19 protein-coding genes and 1 other annotated feature (1 of these 20 only partly in view) are annotated in these 15,131 nt (G+C 58.2%); all 19 genes read left to right on the forward strand.

Annotated features, from left to right (window positions below; all coding sequences use genetic code 11):
* Positions 1–84 (reverse strand) — a binding site (T-box leader) (it extends 167 nt beyond the left edge of the window).
* A gap of 290 nt (positions 85–374) precedes the next feature.
* On the forward strand, positions 375–1,271 hold the full coding sequence (locus DW806_RS09515; RefSeq protein ID WP_118285979.1) for a stage III sporulation protein AB: 897 nt from the start codon (positions 375–377) through the stop codon (positions 1,269–1,271).
* Positions 1,265–1,783: a stage III sporulation protein AB gene (locus DW806_RS09520; RefSeq protein ID WP_158574441.1), complete on the forward strand. Its 519-nt coding sequence runs from the start codon at positions 1,265–1,267 to the stop codon at positions 1,781–1,783. The genes DW806_RS09515 and DW806_RS09520 overlap by 7 nt, the downstream gene beginning before the upstream one ends.
* Positions 1,784–1,796: 13 nt before the next feature.
* The gene (gene spoIIIAC / locus DW806_RS09525) at positions 1,797–1,991 is read left to right on the forward strand and encodes a stage III sporulation protein AC (RefSeq protein ID WP_110436696.1); all 195 of its coding nucleotides are present in this window, start codon (positions 1,797–1,799) and stop codon (positions 1,989–1,991) included.
* A gap of 2 nt (positions 1,992–1,993) precedes the next feature.
* Positions 1,994–2,380: a stage III sporulation AC/AD family protein gene (locus DW806_RS09530; RefSeq protein ID WP_118285981.1), complete on the forward strand. Its 387-nt coding sequence runs from the start codon at positions 1,994–1,996 to the stop codon at positions 2,378–2,380.
* Positions 2,377–3,489, forward strand: coding sequence for a stage III sporulation protein AE (locus DW806_RS09535; protein ID WP_118729795.1), 1,113 nt, complete (start codon positions 2,377–2,379; stop codon positions 3,487–3,489). The genes DW806_RS09530 and DW806_RS09535 overlap by 4 nt, the downstream gene beginning before the upstream one ends.
* Positions 3,486–3,962 carry a stage III sporulation protein AF gene (locus DW806_RS09540; RefSeq protein WP_117490660.1) on the forward strand — a complete coding sequence of 159 codons (477 nt, stop codon included), beginning with the start codon at positions 3,486–3,488 and terminating at the stop codon, positions 3,960–3,962. Before DW806_RS09535 ends, DW806_RS09540 begins: the two co-directional genes overlap by 4 nt.
* Entirely contained in the window at positions 3,959–4,504 is a 546-nt protein-coding gene (locus tag DW806_RS09545) for a hypothetical protein (protein WP_118729796.1), read from the forward strand. Before DW806_RS09540 ends, DW806_RS09545 begins: the two co-directional genes overlap by 4 nt.
* 30 nt (positions 4,505–4,534) lie before the next feature.
* Positions 4,535–5,065: a SpoIIIAH-like family protein gene (locus DW806_RS09550; RefSeq protein WP_118729797.1), complete on the forward strand. Its 531-nt coding sequence runs from the start codon at positions 4,535–4,537 to the stop codon at positions 5,063–5,065.
* Between the two features lie 103 nt (positions 5,066–5,168).
* Positions 5,169–5,615 (forward strand): Asp23/Gls24 family envelope stress response protein, encoded by a 447-nt coding sequence (locus tag DW806_RS09555; protein ID WP_117490664.1) that lies wholly within the window; start codon positions 5,169–5,171, stop codon positions 5,613–5,615.
* A gap of 156 nt (positions 5,616–5,771) precedes the next feature.
* On the forward strand, positions 5,772–6,251 hold the full coding sequence (gene nusB / locus DW806_RS09560) for a transcription antitermination factor NusB (protein WP_117750856.1): 480 nt from the start codon (positions 5,772–5,774) through the stop codon (positions 6,249–6,251).
* Positions 6,244–7,173, forward strand: coding sequence for a DNA-binding protein (locus DW806_RS09565; protein WP_110436704.1), 930 nt, complete (start codon positions 6,244–6,246; stop codon positions 7,171–7,173). The genes nusB and DW806_RS09565 overlap by 8 nt, the downstream gene beginning before the upstream one ends.
* 77 nt (positions 7,174–7,250) lie before the next feature.
* Positions 7,251–8,525 carry an exodeoxyribonuclease VII large subunit gene (xseA, locus tag DW806_RS09570; RefSeq protein ID WP_118729798.1) on the forward strand — a complete coding sequence of 425 codons (1,275 nt, stop codon included), beginning with the start codon at positions 7,251–7,253 and terminating at the stop codon, positions 8,523–8,525.
* Position 8,526: 1 nt separating this feature from the next.
* Positions 8,527–8,763 (forward strand): exodeoxyribonuclease VII small subunit, encoded by a 237-nt coding sequence (xseB, locus tag DW806_RS09575; protein WP_117490672.1) that lies wholly within the window; start codon positions 8,527–8,529, stop codon positions 8,761–8,763.
* A complete protein-coding gene (locus tag DW806_RS09580; protein ID WP_118729799.1) occupies positions 8,760–9,644 on the forward strand; it encodes a polyprenyl synthetase family protein in 885 nt (294 codons plus the stop codon). Before xseB ends, DW806_RS09580 begins: the two co-directional genes overlap by 4 nt.
* Positions 9,645–10,482: 838 nt before the next feature.
* Positions 10,483–11,067: a hypothetical protein gene (locus DW806_RS09585; protein WP_199677294.1), complete on the forward strand. Its 585-nt coding sequence runs from the start codon at positions 10,483–10,485 to the stop codon at positions 11,065–11,067.
* Positions 11,068–11,112: 45 nt separating this feature from the next.
* The gene (gene dxs, locus DW806_RS09590) at positions 11,113–12,990 is read left to right on the forward strand and encodes a 1-deoxy-D-xylulose-5-phosphate synthase (protein ID WP_118729800.1); all 1,878 of its coding nucleotides are present in this window, start codon (positions 11,113–11,115) and stop codon (positions 12,988–12,990) included.
* Positions 12,965–13,786, forward strand: a complete 822-nt coding sequence (locus DW806_RS09595) for a TlyA family RNA methyltransferase (RefSeq protein WP_117490678.1) — start codon at positions 12,965–12,967, stop codon at positions 13,784–13,786. The genes dxs and DW806_RS09595 overlap by 26 nt, the downstream gene beginning before the upstream one ends.
* Positions 13,783–14,634 (forward strand): NAD(+)/NADH kinase, encoded by an 852-nt coding sequence (locus DW806_RS09600; protein WP_118729801.1) that lies wholly within the window; start codon positions 13,783–13,785, stop codon positions 14,632–14,634. Before DW806_RS09595 ends, DW806_RS09600 begins: the two co-directional genes overlap by 4 nt.
* 33 nt (positions 14,635–14,667) lie before the next feature.
* Positions 14,668–15,123, forward strand: coding sequence for an arginine repressor (locus DW806_RS09605; protein ID WP_110436711.1), 456 nt, complete (start codon positions 14,668–14,670; stop codon positions 15,121–15,123).
* Positions 15,124–15,131: the final 8 nt, after the last annotated feature.

The raw sequence follows: 15,131 nt of genomic DNA on the forward strand, positions 1-15,131 counted from the left end.
GCGTCTGCGTCCGTTTCCAGTCATGCCGGACACTCCCTGAAAGCCGCACTTGGAACGATTACTTTCCTCTGTCATCGCTTTGTGCAATATTTGTGTTTATTATATCGCTGGACGGGCGAGTTGTCAATGACTGATTTGACATGGTTCAATGAAAAAATGCATAAATTTTCATATATTCTGACAAGCCCCTGGCCTTCCGCACGTCAAGCGGATGCGTAATGAACCACCGCGGGGCGGGATGAGGTCATCCTGCCCTGCAATACAGATTGGCAATGAAGGATAATGGTCAATCACAACATTCATTTTCCATCCTCAATTCTCAATTTGCCATTCTACTTTGGTAATCTGCGGCATAGTCTATAGTGGTGATGAAAATGGACAAACGAAAAGCGGCCTTCCGGCAGGCGATTTCGTGCCTGCCGCCGATACGGCGGGCACAGCTGGAGCGGCTGGACAGGCCGGAGGACATCGAGGAATTACGCTTTCGTGCGGGACAGCCGCCTGCGGCGAGAACCGCCGTCGGAGAGCGGCCGCTCCCGCTTGAGGCGGTCGCATCGGCGGAGCTGCGCGAGATGCTCAGCCGCGCCGCGCAGTATTCCGTGCATAGTTATACAGACAGTCTGCGGCACGGCTTTCTGACGTTATCCGGCGGGCATCGGCTGGGCATCTGCGGCACAGCCGCCGAAGAGGACGGCCGCGTTATCGGGGTGCGCGGCCTGAGTTCAATCAACCTGCGCATTGCACATCAAGCCGAGGATTTACAGGCGCAGATTGCCCGTTGGATAGGAACGGACGAGCCGCAGTCTGCCTTGCTCCTGTCACCGCCGGGATATGGCAAAACGACCTTGCTGAGAGAGTGGGTGCGCTACTTCTCTGACCGCGGTTTCACTGCCGCGATTGCGGACGAGCGCAGCGAGATTGCCGCTCTCGCGGACGGTGTACCGCAGCTTGCGGTCGGGCGCTGCACGGATGTGATGGAAGGCTGCTCGAAATGGCAGGCGGCGGTCATGCTGCTCAAAACCATGTCGCCTGCCCTGCTCGCTCTTGATGAAATTACTGCGCCTGAGGACGCAAAGGCGGTATCGCTCTGCACGCACTGCGGGACGGCAGTGATTGCGTGTGCACACGCGGCCGGACTGGATGATCTGCGGCAGCGGCCGATCTACCGTGAGCTGCTCGCGCTCGGCGCATTTCATCAGGCGGTTATTATCGAAAAACAGGACGGACAGCGGGTCTACCGCATGGAACGATGGGAGGAGACGAAATGTTAAAGCTGATCGGTTCGGTGATGGTGTTCGGCTCATGTGCGGCGCTCGGACTGTCCGCGCGGCAAAATCTGCGGCGCAGAGTGGCGGCGGCAGACGCCATGCTGCTTGCGCTCGGTCTTATCCGCAGCGAGATTTCCGGAAGACGGACACCTATGCCGGAAATTGTCGGTCTGCTGACGGAAAACGAGCAGCCGATCGTCCGCAAAGTCTTTCGCACGCTGCAGCGCCGCCTGCGGGAGCAGAACGGTCTGTCGCTCGGCTACCTGTGGCGCAGCACCTTGCGGGACTGCCGCGCACAGGTCGGACTGGGCACGCAGGAATGCGACATTCTGTGCGACGCCGCAAACTACTTAGGCCGTTACGACGCGGACGAGCAGCTGACCGGTCTTACGCAGGTGGAGCGGCGGCTGGCGGCCTCGCGGGAGGCGGCGCAGGAGGATTTGGCAAATCGGGGAAATCTGTACCGGACCTGCGGCATTGCGCTCGGTCTGCTGGTGATTCTGGTGCTGATCTAAGCGGAGGAAAACGATGGATGTTGATCTGATTTTCCGCATTGCGGCGGTAGGAATTTTAGTGGCGGTGCTCGGACAGCTGCTCTCCCGCTCGGGCAGGGAGGAGCAGGCGCTGATGACGACACTCGCGGGTTTAATTGTCGTTTTGATGCTGATTGTTCAGGAAATTGACCGTCTGTTCACCATGATGAAAAATGTATTTGGGTTTTGACTATGGAATTAGGCTTGATTTGCGGCATTGTTCTTGCGGCGCTCACGCTGTCGCTGGTGCTGAAAAAGGACGCGCCCGCTATCGCGTTTCTGCTGGTGCTGACGGCAGGGGTGATTTTACTTTTGCGGGTGTTCAGCGCGGCCGGAAGTGCGGCGCAGCGGTTTTCCGGTCTGCTCTCGCAGTGCGGCTTGGATTCGGCGCTGTATCTGCCGGTGTGCAAGGCAGTCGGCGTGGCAGTCGTGGTGCGGATTACAGCTGCGCTTTGCCGGGACGCCGGTCAGTCCGTGCTTGCCGCCAAGATGGAGATTGCAGGCGCTGTCCTGACGCTTTCCGTGTGCCTGCCGCTTTTCGAGCAGGTGCTCGACCTTATTACGGAGTGGGCGGTATGAGCAAATGCAAACTGGCGCTGAATGCCATTCTCGTGCTCCTGCTGTTCCTGCCGTTCGCGCATGCGGCTGTGAGTGAAGAACAGGTGCAGTCAGTCGGCGGCAGCAGCCTGACTGACGCTATGCCAAACAGTGCGCGGCAATACCTTGACGGCGTATCGCCGGAAAACGCGGACACGCTGTCGGATTCGGTCTCCCGCGTGCTGGAAAACATGACCTCGGACAGCCAAAGTGCGATTCGGACTGCACTTGGCGGACTGTTGCGCGTAGCCGTGATTGTGCTGCTGGCCTCGGTGGCGCGCGGCTTTTCTGCGGCGGCGGGCGGCGAGGCCAACGACTGGATCGACATGGCGGCGGCACTTGGCTGTGCGGCAGTGCTCCTGCGGGATTTCACGGGTGTGCTGTCACTCTGCCGCGACACGCTCGACCAGATCGGCGTGTTTTCGGGCACACTTCAGCCGGTGCTCGCCACCGTACTTGCGACCGGCGGCAACACGGCGACCGCAACGGTTTTACAGGCGGCGACCATGGTGGTGTTTGATCTTGTGATACGGCTGGTGAACGCCCTGCTTGTTCCGGCGGCGTGCGCGTATCTTGCTATCACGGCGGTGGATGCTGCGGCAGGAAACGGCATGCTGCGCGGCATCGCGGACGGCATAAAATCCCTGACCTCGGGTGTACTTAAACTCATTTTAACACTGTTCACCGCATATCTTGCGATAGCGGGCGGTGTTTCCGGCAACGTGGACCGCATGACGCTAAAGACCGCGAAACTTGCGGTGTCCGGTGCGGTTCCGGTGGTCGGCGGTGTGATTTCGGACGCGACCGAAACCATGTTGTCCGGTGCAGCTCTGCTGCGCGGCTCGATCGGCATTTTCGGGATGCTGTGTATAGCGGCTATCTGCTTTGTGCCGTTCGTTCGGGCGGGAGCAAGCTATTTGTGCTACAAGGCGGGTGCAGCCGTGCTCTCGCCGCTGTGCTCGGACGGCATGAAGCGGTTCCTCGAAAACGTAGGCACCGGCTTCGGTCTGCTGCTCGGCATGCTGAGCACCTGCTGTATGATTTTATTCCTCGAACTCGTGTATATGGTGGCGATGGTGAAACCAATATGACTGAATTACTGCAAACGATATTACTGCGCGTGACGATCGCGGGAGCCGTGTCCGCGGTGGCGCTCAAGCTGGCAGGCGGCGGAGCCTTAAAAGAGGTTGTGCGGACAGCTGCCGGTCTGCTCATGCTGCTGGCGCTCCTACAGCCGCTGGCGGGACTGCACTTGCTGTCGTGGAACTGGCAGAGCAGCGTCTCGCAGAGCGACTTAGACGAAATGCAGGCGCGCAACATGCAGACCACGATGAGCACGGTCGCGGCGAGCATTGCGAAGGCGGTGCAGCAGCGTGCAGAGGAAGCCGGTATTCCGTGCACGGTGAATGTGGAGATGGCAAATGACGCGGACGGACTGCTGCAGGTCGATAAAGTAACCGTGTACTACGACAGTACAGCGGCGAATCGCCTGTCCGAGCTGCAAAGTCTGCTGACCAAGGAATGCGGCGTACCCGCAGAACGACAGGAGCTGATTGCAAGATGAAACTGCCGGATAACGAAAACTTAACTGCCGTCAAGGAGAAAATCCTGCCGGTTTTGAAGAAATACCGGGCCGTGCTGGCGGTATTGCTCGCGGGCGTGCTGCTGCTCACCTCGGGGCACAGCGGAAACACGGAGCAGGTGCAGACCACAAGTGCGGATACAACGGTTTCGCAGTCGTTCGACCTGAACGACTTCCAGCAGGAGCTGCAGGCGCGGCTTGCCGCAATTTCCGGCGCCGGACGTGTGGAGCTCATGCTGTCGCTCGACCAGACCGAGGAATCGGTCTACGCGGTCAACACCCGCCAGACAAGCGGGAGTGACAGCCGCAGCCGGGAAAGCGATGTGAGCGTGGTCTCGAACGGCAGCTGCGGCGAAACGCCCGTGACGGTCAAGCGCGTTCTGCCGGTATTCCGCGGTGCGGTCGTGCTGTGCGATGGCGCGGATGACGCATCCGTTCGGCTGTCCGTCACACAGGCGGTGAGCACGGTGTGCGGCATCGGCGCAGACAAAGTTACGGTTCTGAAAATGCAATCCGATACATAAGGTATAGCAATTCGTTAGGAGGGCAGGCAGATGAAGAAGATCAAAAAACGCGGAGCGGTCTACGGTGTGATCGCGCTGCTGCTGTGCGCAGCGGCTTATCTGAACTGGAGCTACGTTGACACGCCGGAGGACCTTCTTGCGGCGCAGCAGACCGACACGCAGGCGGATACGCAGACCGATGCCTCGGCGGACAGCACCACCGGTGAGGGCGATTATTTTGCATCCTCACGGCTGACGCGCACGCAGGCGAGAGACGAAGCGGTGAGCACGCTCAAGGAGCTCAGTGAGAGCGATACCGCAGACCAGAGTGCAAAAGACGATGCGGCGGCACAGATTTCCGCACTGGCAGACGACACGGTGGCCGAAGCCAATATCGAGAGCCTGATTCGCGCCAAAGGCTATGAGGACGCAGTTGTGATGCTCGGTGACAGCAGCGCGAATATCGTGGTAGCGCCGCCGGACGGCGGTCTGCAGGCCGAGGACGTGGCTGTTATCCGCGATATCGTTATCTCGGAGACCGGCATGACGGCAGGGCAGATCAAAATTGTGGAAGCGTCTTAATAGACAGCGTGTATTTTTACTTTGCTTTTTACACAAACTGTGCTATAATGCTCTTAGACAATGCCGGATGATGGGATTGTCTCAAAAAAGGAGAGTGAGCACTATGGCAGATCACAAGGAGTACTGGTCCACCGAAAGCGATCAAGGCTCTATCCGTATCTCTGAGGATGTTGTTGCGTCTATCGCAGCACTGTCGGCCTCGGAAACCAAGGGTGTCAGCGGTTTGTATTCCAGCCTGACGAGCGACATTGTCGGCTTTATCAGTAAAAAGAATTTGTCCAAGGGCGTCCGTATCGAACTCGGCGACGATGATACCGTTAAGGTAGAGATCGGCTTCCTCGCACTGTTCGGCTACAACATTTGTGATGTGGCAAAGGAAGTGCAGGAGAACGTCAAGTCCTCGATCGAGTCCATGACCGGTCTGCGCGTTGTCGAGATCAACGTGCATGTCGGCGGCGTGACCTTCAAGCCGTCCGCTTCGGTTGAGGAAAAGGCCGAGCCGGCACCGTCCGAGACCGAAACTCCGGCGGAGACGGTAGACGCTGAGTAACATGAGCAAAACAGGCATGGCTGCGGCTGTGCCTGTTTTTCTGTTGCCCGGTTTTATGAAATATGGAATACCGCCTTGCGTTTTGCCCGAAAATAGGATAAAATAGTTATACTGAATAGTAGGCGAAATTTGCGTAAATATAGGAGGTCCTGCTGCATGAGTGTGATGAGCAGAACAAAAGCAAGAGAAATTGCGCTGCACCTGATCTTTGAGATGGGGTTCCAGCAGTTTGAAGAAGAAAACCTGAACGAGCGACTGGATGAGGAAATCATGAAGTCCATCAGCGGAGATATCGCACTGTATGCGGGCAAGCTGAGTGAGGAACAGACCGCGTATATCCGCGCGGTGGTAAAGGGCGTGGCAAACGACCTGCCGGTGCTCGATACCATTATCGAGGCCAATTCCAAGGGCTGGTCGCTCAACCGTCTGTCCCACATGACGATCGCGGTACTGCGTCTGGCGCTCTTTGAGATGCGCGATGTAGACGACGTTCCGGTCGGCGTAGCCATCAACGAGGCCGTTGAGCTGGCGAAGAAGTACGACACCGAGGATGCCGCTTCCTTCATCAACGGCGTGCTCGGCTCTGCCGCCCGTGCAGAGTTCCCGCAGGGAAAGCAGGAGAGCACCAATGCCTGAGCGCTTTCTGGGAATTGATACGTCCAACTACCGCACGTCGGCAGCGATTTACAACGCCGAGACCGGCGAGTGGGTCAACCGCGGCGGACTGCTGACCGTGCCGGAAGGCGCGATCGGTCTGCGCCAGTCGGATGCACTGTTCCAGCATACCGTGCGTCTGCATGAAAAAATCGAGGCTCTGCCGCAGGGAGAGGTGCGCGCCATCGGCGTCAGCACCCGTCCCCGCGCGGTGGAAGGCTCGTATATGCCGTGTTTTCTGGCAGGAGAGAGCGTCGCGCGGAGCGCGGCGCATTTGCTTTCCGTGCCGCTTTTTACCGTTTCCCATCAGCAGGGACATATCGCGGCGGCAGCGCTGTCGGCGGGAAAACTCGACCTGCTTGACGGCGAATTCCTGGCGTGGCACCTGTCCGGCGGCACGAGTGAGCTGCTGCATGTGAAGTGCGGCGCGGACGGCCTGCCGGACTGCACCTGCATCGGCGGCACGACCGACCTTGCAGCCGGTCAGCTGCTCGATCGCGCGGGAAATCTGCTTGGTCTGCCGTTCCCGTCCGGCGGCGCACTGGACGCGCTGGCGCTCACCGCCGAGCCGGAAAAGGGTTTCAAACCCAAGGTAAACGAGTGTAAATTCTCGCTCTCCGGTATGCAGAATCAGGTAGAGAATAAATTCAAGACCGCCGAACCGAAGCAGATGGCGCGGTTCGCGCTCGAAACTGTGGCGAATGCCGTTATCAAAGCCACCGAGCAGGCGCGCGAGCAGTATCATTGCCCGATTTTGTGCGCAGGCGGCGTCATGGCCAGCCAAATCATCCGTGCCCGCATGAATAAGCGGTTCGGCGGGGAGGTCTCCTTTGCGGAGCCAACGCTCTCTGGAGATAACGCAGTGGGCGTGGCAGTGCTGGCGGCAAAACTCTGTAACAGATAGGAGGTAGGAGTTAGGTGGTAGGGATGGAAAATGAACCAAACTCCTCAGTCCTGCCTCCTCACTCCTAACTTGTTGGAATGGCAACGATTTACACAGTATCTCAATTAAACAATGAAATAAAGGACTTGCTCGATGCGGTTCCCGGCTACCGCGGGTTAATGGTGCAGGGCGAAATCTCGAACTACAAGGCGCATTCGTCCGGGCATCACTACATGACGCTCAAGGACGAAAATGCGGCCATCAATGCGGTCATGTTCCGCTCGGACGCGATGCGGCTGAAATTCCGTCTGCAGAACGGCATGAAGGTCATCGTCAAGGCGCGCGTCAGCTCGTTCCCGCGCACAGGCGCGGTGCAGCTTTACGTCTCCGAGATCATTCCGGACGGTGCAGGTGCGCTCAACCTTGCGTTTGAGCAGCTCAAGGCTAAATTGCAGGCGGAAGGCCTGTTCTCCGAGCGGTATAAGAAGCCGATTCCGACCTGTCCGGACAGTATCGCGCTCGTGACCTCGCCGACCGGCGCGGCAGTGCGCGATATGATACGCATTCTCGGCCGCCGCTGGCCGCTGGCAAAGGTTGTGCTCTATCCGGCGCAGGTGCAGGGACAGGGCGCGGCGGAGAGCATTGCACGCGCGATCGCTCTGGCGAATGCCATCGGCGAAGCAGATGTCATTCTGTGCGGTCGAGGCGGCGGCTCGATGGAGGATTTGTGGGCGTTCAATGAGGAAGTGACTGCCCGGGCGATTTTTGCCTCCGAGATTCCGGTGATTTCCGCGGTCGGCCACGAGCCGGATTTCACGATTGCGGACTTTGTTGCCGATCTTCGTGCGCCTACGCCGTCCGGTGCGGCGGAGCTTGCCGTGCCTGACAGAGCCGAGTACGCGCTGAACTTACGCACACTGGATGCACGTCTGCACACGGCGGCGCACCGCAGAACAGAGCAGCAGAGAAAGCTGCTGGACGGTCTGCAGGAGCGGCTGTCGAACCGCACACCGATGAAATACATCGAGGAAAAACGCCTGCTGCTGACACAGACCGAGGAACGCCTGCTTTCGGCGGTTCCGGCGCGGCTGGAGACCGAGCACAACCGACTGAACGGACTGCGGCAGCGCCTGCTCACGGCAGGACAAAGCGGTCTGCACCGCTGTAAACTACGGTTCGCACAGACTGTGGCGACACTCGACGCAATGAGCCCGCTGCGCGTTCTGGGCCGCGGCTACGCGGTAGCGACCAAGGGCGCCAAGCATACGGTCGTAACCGATGCAGCGGCACTCAAGCAGGGAGACACCCTGCATATTCAATTTGCAAAAGGTGCGGCAGACTGCCGCGTGACCGATATCGAGGAGGACAAGTAACATGGCGGAAAGAACATTTGAAAGCCAGATGGCACGTCTGGAAGAGATCGTGCGGCTGCTCGAGCGCGGTGAAGCACCGCTGAACGAAAGCATGAAGCTGTTCGAGGAGGGCACCAGACTGTCCGCGTCCCTCGGCAAGCTGCTGGACAAGGCCGAGCAGAAGGTCACCGTCATGCAGGAGAACATGCAGGGTGAACTCACAGAGCAGCCGTTTGCGGCAGAGGAGGAAGCAAAATGACGTTTTCCGAGCAGTTAAAGGCAGATATTGCGCTCATTGAACCTGCACTGGAGAAATACCTCTCGCGGGAGACCGGCGAGGGTTACGACCGCATTTTCGAGGCTGCAAAGTACTCCGCGATGGCAGGCGGCAAGCGCCTGCGCCCGGTGATCGTGCTGGAATTCTGCCGCCTGTGCGGCGGCGATATCGAGAAGGCGCTGCCGTTCGCGTGTGCGCTTGAGATGATCCATACCTACTCACTCATCCATGATGACCTTCCGTGCATGGACAACGACGACTTGCGCCGCGGCAGACCGACCTGCCACAAGGCTTTCGATGAAGCGACGGCGGTCCTCGCGGGTGACGGACTGCTGACGGCGGCTTTTGAGACGGCTTCGGCGGCAAAGGATGTTCCGGCGGAGACCATCGTGCGCTGCATTCGTATTCTGGGCGAAAACGCGGGCATGAATGGCATGATCGGCGGTCAGGTGCTCGATATGGGCGCCGAGCACCGCAAAATCTCGCTCGACGAGCTGCGTCTGCTGCAGAAGCTGAAGACCGGGTGCCTGCTCCGTGCGGCGTGTGAACTCGGCTGTGCGGCTGCCGGTGCGACTGACGAGGACACCCTCACTCGGGCACGCGCTTACGGCGAAAAGCTGGGTCTGGCGTTCCAGATTGAGGACGATATCCTTGATATCGAGGGAGATGCCGCAACACTCGGAAAATCCATCGGCAAGGACGCGGCCAGTGAGAAATCCACATTTCCGTCTTTGCTCGGTCTGGAGGAATGCCGAGAGCTTGCGGCAAAGCTGACCGAGGAAGCAGTGAACGCGGTAAAACCGCTGAACGGTCATGCATTCCTTGTCGAACTGGCACGCAGTCTGACCGGCCGCACCAGGTAAGACGCATATTCACATAAAATTTACACACATTTCTTGAATATTTATGCGTTCTGTGTTAATATAACAGATAAGTGACGTAGTATCCTAGTCAGTTCATGCGATTCCCAAGACGGGCCTAAAAATCCGTAGACGGGCATATCGATGAAGTCTCTGGTGTTTGCTTCTTACGCCCAGTTTGGGGTGGATGCTGGAGGTTAAGGCTTGAGGGCGCGCTTCAATGGCATGAAGTACCGACCCTCTTGCCGTGGAGACCCGTGACTGTCGGATGCCTATAGCATTTCATAAGAGATTGATGGACGTCCAACGGCACGGGATGAAACCTGCAATGCGGTGCAGCGGAAGTTACAAAGGATTGATCACCGACGTAAGGACCAAAGTGCTGTGTGCAGTGTAGCCTGCCTTGAGTGGCCATGGTGAATAAGGTATCCGCCTGCGGTTTCCCGGCCAGGAATGCCGCGGGAATTGACTTTTGAAACCATGTCTGCAAAAGAGGCTAAGAATCGTTTTGACTGTAGTGGAAATCACCTAGGCTATTCTAACGAGGCAGACCGTGGATTGCAGTGCGGACTCAGTGGCAATTCGGTCCCGAACATGGTAACATCTCGGCACGGACTTTAATGGGAAACCCCCTTGACGGCGACGCGAGGCAGTCCGCGGGGAAAACCAACCGAACCTCAAGCCGCAAGATTTACTCGGTCTGCCGTCACTTACCCTATAAAAGAAAAGCCGTCTTTGCGGCTTATGATAGACGCTCCGGCGGCGGAATTTGCGGTTTGCCGCAATTTTCTGCTATTATGGAATAAATCCGGGGCAAAAATCGGTGAAGGAGTTATCTTCAGTGGATACGACCGACAAACAAAAGAAAAAACCGCCGCAAAAGCCCAAGGCTGTTAATACCGCATGGGTCGGCTTGATCACCGTCATCAGCTTTGCGCTGAGCGTTGTCATGTCCTATATCTCGAACGAAGCATTGGCCAGTGCGGGCACGATTCTGTCCTTTGCTGTGCTGCTGCTCTTCATTGCGCTCGGCATTGTGTTTGACATGATCGGCGTAGCATCCACCTCGGCGACCGAGAAGGAATTTCACTCGATGGCGGCCCACCGTGTGCGCGGCGCGCGCGAGGCGGTCTGGATGGTGCGAAACGCAGAGAAGGTTTCCAGCATCTGCAACGATGTGGTGGGCGATATCTGCGGCATTATCTCCGGTGCGACCGGAGCACTCATTGTTGCACATATCACCTCGGGGGTGAGTGCGGGACTCAAGGTTGTGGTATCGCTGCTGATTACCGGTCTGATTTCGGCACTGACCATCGGCGGCAAGGCAGCCGGCAAGGGCATCGCGGTAATGTGCAGCAGCAAGGTGCTGGCGCTCTGCGGACGCGTGCTGTCCGTTCTGCCGCTCAAGCTGGATAACCGAAAGTAACGATATAAATACAGATAAACTGCCTTTCCAAAGGTGGGGATATTGATGAAGCAGAAACGATACGGAATTTTAGACAATATAAGCAGTCCTGCCGATTTGCGCGGACTGTCGTACGACACACTCGGCGTGCTGTGCGCTGCGCTGCGCGAGTTCATTGTGGACTCGGTGTCGCAGACCGGCGGTCATTTGGCGTCCAATCTGGGCATTGTAGAGCTGGCTGTCGCACTCGAGCGCGAGTTCGACTCCTCACGCGACCGCATCATCTACGATGTAGGTCATCAGTGTTATGTCCACAAGATCCTGACCGGTCGGCGCGACCGCTTTGACACGCTGCGGCAGTACGGCGGTCTGTGCGGCTTTATGAAGCCGGAGGAGAGCATCACCGACCCGTGCATCACGGGACATGCCTCGGATTCGGTTTCGGTGGCGCTCGGCATGGCGCATGCACGCACGATTAAAAACCAGAAATACCACGTTGTCGCGGTCATCGGCGACGGTGCGCTGACCGGCGGCATGGCATATGAGGCGCTGAGCAGCGCCGGCACCTCGCGGGAGCCGTTGCTCGTGGTGCTCAACGACAACAATATGTCGATCGCCAAGAATGTCGGCGGACTCAGCCGCCATTTGTCGCGCCTGCGCGTCAGCCCGCAGTATCTGCGTGCAAAAACCCGCATCAAGGAGCGGCTCAGCCGTATTCCGGGCGGCGGAACGATCACGCGCGCGGTTTCGCGCTTCAAGGCTAAGATCAAGCGGGCTGTCCTGCCGACCTCGCTGTTCGAGCAGATGGGCTTTACCTATCTCGGTCCGGTGGACGGTCATGACATCAAGAGCGTGTGTGAGTTCATCGCACTGGCGAAAAAAATGAAAAAACCGGTTCTGCTGCACGTTATGACACAGAAGGGCAGAGGATATGCCCCGAGTGAGCAGCATCCGGAGAAATACCACGGCGTTTCCAAGTTCGACCGCGTAACAGGCGCACCGCTTGCCGCGAAGAAGGAGGACTTCTCTGCGTTCTTCGGCAAAGAGCTTTGCGCACTGGCTGAGAAGGACAACCGCATTTGCGCGATCACAGCGGCTATGCCGTCCGGCACGGGACTGACCCGCTTTGCGGAGAAATTCCCGGAACGCTTTTTCGATGTCGGCATCGCCGAGGAGCACGCCATCGGTATGGCGGCCGGTATGGCGGCACAGGGACTGGTGCCGGTAGCGGCCATTTACTCGACCTTCCTGCAGCGCGCTTATGACCAGATCGTTCACGATATTGCAATCGAAGGTCTGCACGTTGTCCTGTGCGTGGACCGCGCGGGCATTGTCGGCGCGGACGGCGCAACGCATAATGGTGTGCTGGATATCGCGTTCCTGCGGTCTGTCCCGGGCGTGAAGATTTTCTGTCCGTCCGACTTTGCAGAACTCCGAGCTATGCTGTCCCGTGCGATTTACAGGGAGACCGGACCGGTCGCTATCCGTTACCCGCGCGGCAGCGAAGGCGCGTACCGCAGGGAGCTGTCAGCACAGCCGCTCGTGTGCGTACACGAGCAATCCGGCAGCGAGGTGACGATCGTCACACACGGCATTATGGTCAATCAGGCAATCGATGCCGCGGAAATCCTCATGCACGAGGGCATCCGCGCACAGGTTTACAAGGTAAATGAAGTCGGCAGCGGACTGGAACAGGCGTATGCCGAGGAGAAGGAAAAACTCGGCGGCTGGTGTGTCGTTGCGGAGGACGTTGTGCCGAACGGCAGCGTCGGCGAGTGGCTTGCCGCGCACCGCAGCGAGCGTACCGATCTTCTGAACACCGGCAACCGCTTTCTGCCGCACGGCGGCGTAAACGAGCTGTACCGTCACTGCGGCATTGATGCCGAGGGCATTGCGGCATATATCATGAAAAATCGGAATGGGAAGGAGAACAGCGTTGGCTAAGAAGAGACTGGACGTATTGCTGTTTGAAAAGGGTCTTTGTCCCTCGCGGGAGCGTGCAAAGACTGCGATTATGGAGGGAATCGTTTACATTGCAGGCCAGAAGGCGGGCAAAGCAGGCGATATGGTTGACGAAAACGCCGAACTGGAGGTTCGCGGCAACGAGAACGCATTTGTGTCCCGCGGCGGCAAGAAGATCGAGAAGGCGCTCAACTACTTTAACATCGACCCGACCGATCTGGTCGTGATGGACGTTGGTGCATCGACCGGCGGCTTTACCGACTGCCTGCTGCGCCGCGGTGCGCGCAAGGTGTATTCCATCGACGTCGGCTATGGCCAGCTGGCGTGGAGTCTGCGTCAGGATCCGCGTGTCAAGTGCATGGAGCGCACCAATATCCGCTATGTAACGCCAGATATGCTGGAGGAAACGCCGTCGTTCTGCGTCATCGACGTGTCGTTTATTTCCCTCAAGCTGGTGCTGCCGGTCGTTTCCAGCCTGCTGACCGAGGACGGCCATGTTGCCAACCTTATCAAGCCGCAGTTTGAGGCCGGCAAGGGCAAGGTCGGCAAAAAGGGTGTTGTCCGTGAGCCGGAGATTCACCTTGAGGTGCTGCAGAATTATGTGGAAAACGCGCATGCGGCAGGCTTTAAGGTGCTTGATGTGACGTTTTCTCCCATCAAGGGCCCAGAGGGCAACATCGAATTTCTCGGCTATCTGGCAAAACAGGGCGAGGAGCACATTCCGGATCTGGCAGACGTTGTCCGTCAGGCACATGAGGAGCTGGACGCAAAGGCATGATGAAGAACATTTTCATCTATCCCAATCTGCGCAAGGACAGCGCACGCGATATCCTGCAGCCGGTGTGCGATCAGCTGCGGCGTGACGGTGTGCGGCTTATGCTGCCCAAGCAGATGCGGGTCGTGCCGCCCATCATTGAGGATGCGGATTACATGCAAACCGAGGACGCCGTGCAGTTTGCGGATATGGCGGTCGTGCTTGGCGGAGACGGAACCATGCTCCGTCTGGCGAGAGAGGCGGCGCAGAATCAGCTGCCGCTGCTCGGCATCAATGTCGGTCACGTCGGCTTTATGACCGAACTGGAACCGGCTGAGCTGCCCAAAATGGAAAAGCTGTTCACCGGTGAATTTTCACTGGACAGCCGCATGATGCTGCATGTTGCTGTGCAGCGCGGCGGGCGTATCGTGTATGAGAACGACGCGCTCAATGATATTGTTATCGCAAAGGGCACCGCGTTCCGCGTGGTGCGCGTCGGCATTTCGGCGGACAACGAGGAGGTCACCCGCTTTAACGGTGACGGCGTGATCGCGGCAACGCCGACCGGCTCAACGGCTTACGGTCTGTCGGCAGGCGGCCCGGTCATTGAGCCGAGCGCGGAAAACATCGCTGTTATTCCCATCTGTGCGCACGCACTGGCGGCGAAGTCGTTCGTGTTTGCGCCCGAGCGCAGCGTGTCCATCACCGCAGCCTGTGAGGGCGGCAGTGAGGTGTTCATCTCGGCGGACGGCGGACAGGGCTTTGCCGTGCGGCCGGATGATCGGGTCATTATCACCCGTTCCGACCTGCAGACGCGGCTGATTCGTCTGAAAGGCAATAGTTTTTATCGAATTTTACAGCAGAAGCTGTGAGCGGCGCTGCTATAAGAGAGGAAAACGCGAACGATGAAGTTTCAACGACAGGCAAAAATCCTCGATCTCATCGACCGGTTTGAGATTGAAACGCAGGAGGATTTGACCGCACATCTGCGGGCACTCGGCTACAACACCACACAGGCGACCATTTCGCGCGATATCAAGGAGCTGCGGCTTATCAAGACGCTCTCCTCGGAGACCGGTAAGTACAAGTATACCTCCTCGAACGCCGGTGCGGCGGATAGCTTCACCACGCGTCTGCGCAACATTTTCCGTGAATGCGTCACGGATATTGATGCGGCGCAGAACATGGTCGTCATTAAAACACTGCCCGGTCTGGGACAGGCGGCGGCAATGGCGATTGATGCCATGCGCGCACCCGATGTGGTCGGCACGCTTGGCGGCGACGATACCGTATTCGCCGTTATGCGCGATAACGACAGCGCGCAAAAGTTCTGCAAACAGGCAAGAGACATTCTAAAGTAAGCGAGGGA

The sequence above is a fragment of the Butyricicoccus sp. AM32-19 genome (genome assembly GCF_003480365.1).
Classification (GTDB): Bacteria; Bacillota; Clostridia; order Oscillospirales; family Butyricicoccaceae; genus Agathobaculum; species Agathobaculum butyriciproducens.

Bases quoted from the DNA above. Each gene is read 5' to 3' on its own strand.
- DW806_RS09520 (WP_158574441.1), top strand. From the start codon at position 1,265: ATGTTAAAGCTGATCGGTTCGGTGATGGTGTTCGGCTCATGTGCGGCG.
- DW806_RS09580 (WP_118729799.1), top strand. From the start codon at position 8,760: ATGACGTTTTCCGAGCAGTTAAAGGCAGATATTGCGCTCATTGAACCT.
- DW806_RS09550 (WP_118729797.1), top strand. From the start codon at position 4,535: ATGAAGAAGATCAAAAAACGCGGAGCGGTCTACGGTGTGATCGCGCTG.
- xseA (WP_118729798.1), top strand. From the start codon at position 7,251: ATGGCAACGATTTACACAGTATCTCAATTAAACAATGAAATAAAGGAC.
- DW806_RS09595 (WP_117490678.1), top strand. From the start codon at position 12,965: ATGGGAAGGAGAACAGCGTTGGCTAAGAAGAGACTGGACGTATTGCTG.
- DW806_RS09535 (WP_118729795.1), top strand. From the start codon at position 2,377: ATGAGCAAATGCAAACTGGCGCTGAATGCCATTCTCGTGCTCCTGCTG.
- DW806_RS09545 (WP_118729796.1), top strand. From the start codon at position 3,959: ATGAAACTGCCGGATAACGAAAACTTAACTGCCGTCAAGGAGAAAATC.
- nusB (WP_117750856.1), top strand. From the start codon at position 5,772: ATGAGTGTGATGAGCAGAACAAAAGCAAGAGAAATTGCGCTGCACCTG.
- xseB (WP_117490672.1), top strand. From the start codon at position 8,527: ATGGCGGAAAGAACATTTGAAAGCCAGATGGCACGTCTGGAAGAGATC.
- DW806_RS09530 (WP_118285981.1), top strand. From the start codon at position 1,994: ATGGAATTAGGCTTGATTTGCGGCATTGTTCTTGCGGCGCTCACGCTG.
- DW806_RS09515 (WP_118285979.1), top strand. From the start codon at position 375: ATGGACAAACGAAAAGCGGCCTTCCGGCAGGCGATTTCGTGCCTGCCG.
- dxs (WP_118729800.1), top strand. From the start codon at position 11,113: ATGAAGCAGAAACGATACGGAATTTTAGACAATATAAGCAGTCCTGCC.
- DW806_RS09605 (WP_110436711.1), top strand. From the start codon at position 14,668: ATGAAGTTTCAACGACAGGCAAAAATCCTCGATCTCATCGACCGGTTT.
- DW806_RS09555 (WP_117490664.1), top strand. From the start codon at position 5,169: ATGGCAGATCACAAGGAGTACTGGTCCACCGAAAGCGATCAAGGCTCT.
- DW806_RS09600 (WP_118729801.1), top strand. From the start codon at position 13,783: ATGATGAAGAACATTTTCATCTATCCCAATCTGCGCAAGGACAGCGCA.
- DW806_RS09565 (WP_110436704.1), top strand. From the start codon at position 6,244: ATGCCTGAGCGCTTTCTGGGAATTGATACGTCCAACTACCGCACGTCG.
- DW806_RS09540 (WP_117490660.1), top strand. From the start codon at position 3,486: ATGACTGAATTACTGCAAACGATATTACTGCGCGTGACGATCGCGGGA.
- spoIIIAC (WP_110436696.1), top strand. From the start codon at position 1,797: ATGGATGTTGATCTGATTTTCCGCATTGCGGCGGTAGGAATTTTAGTG.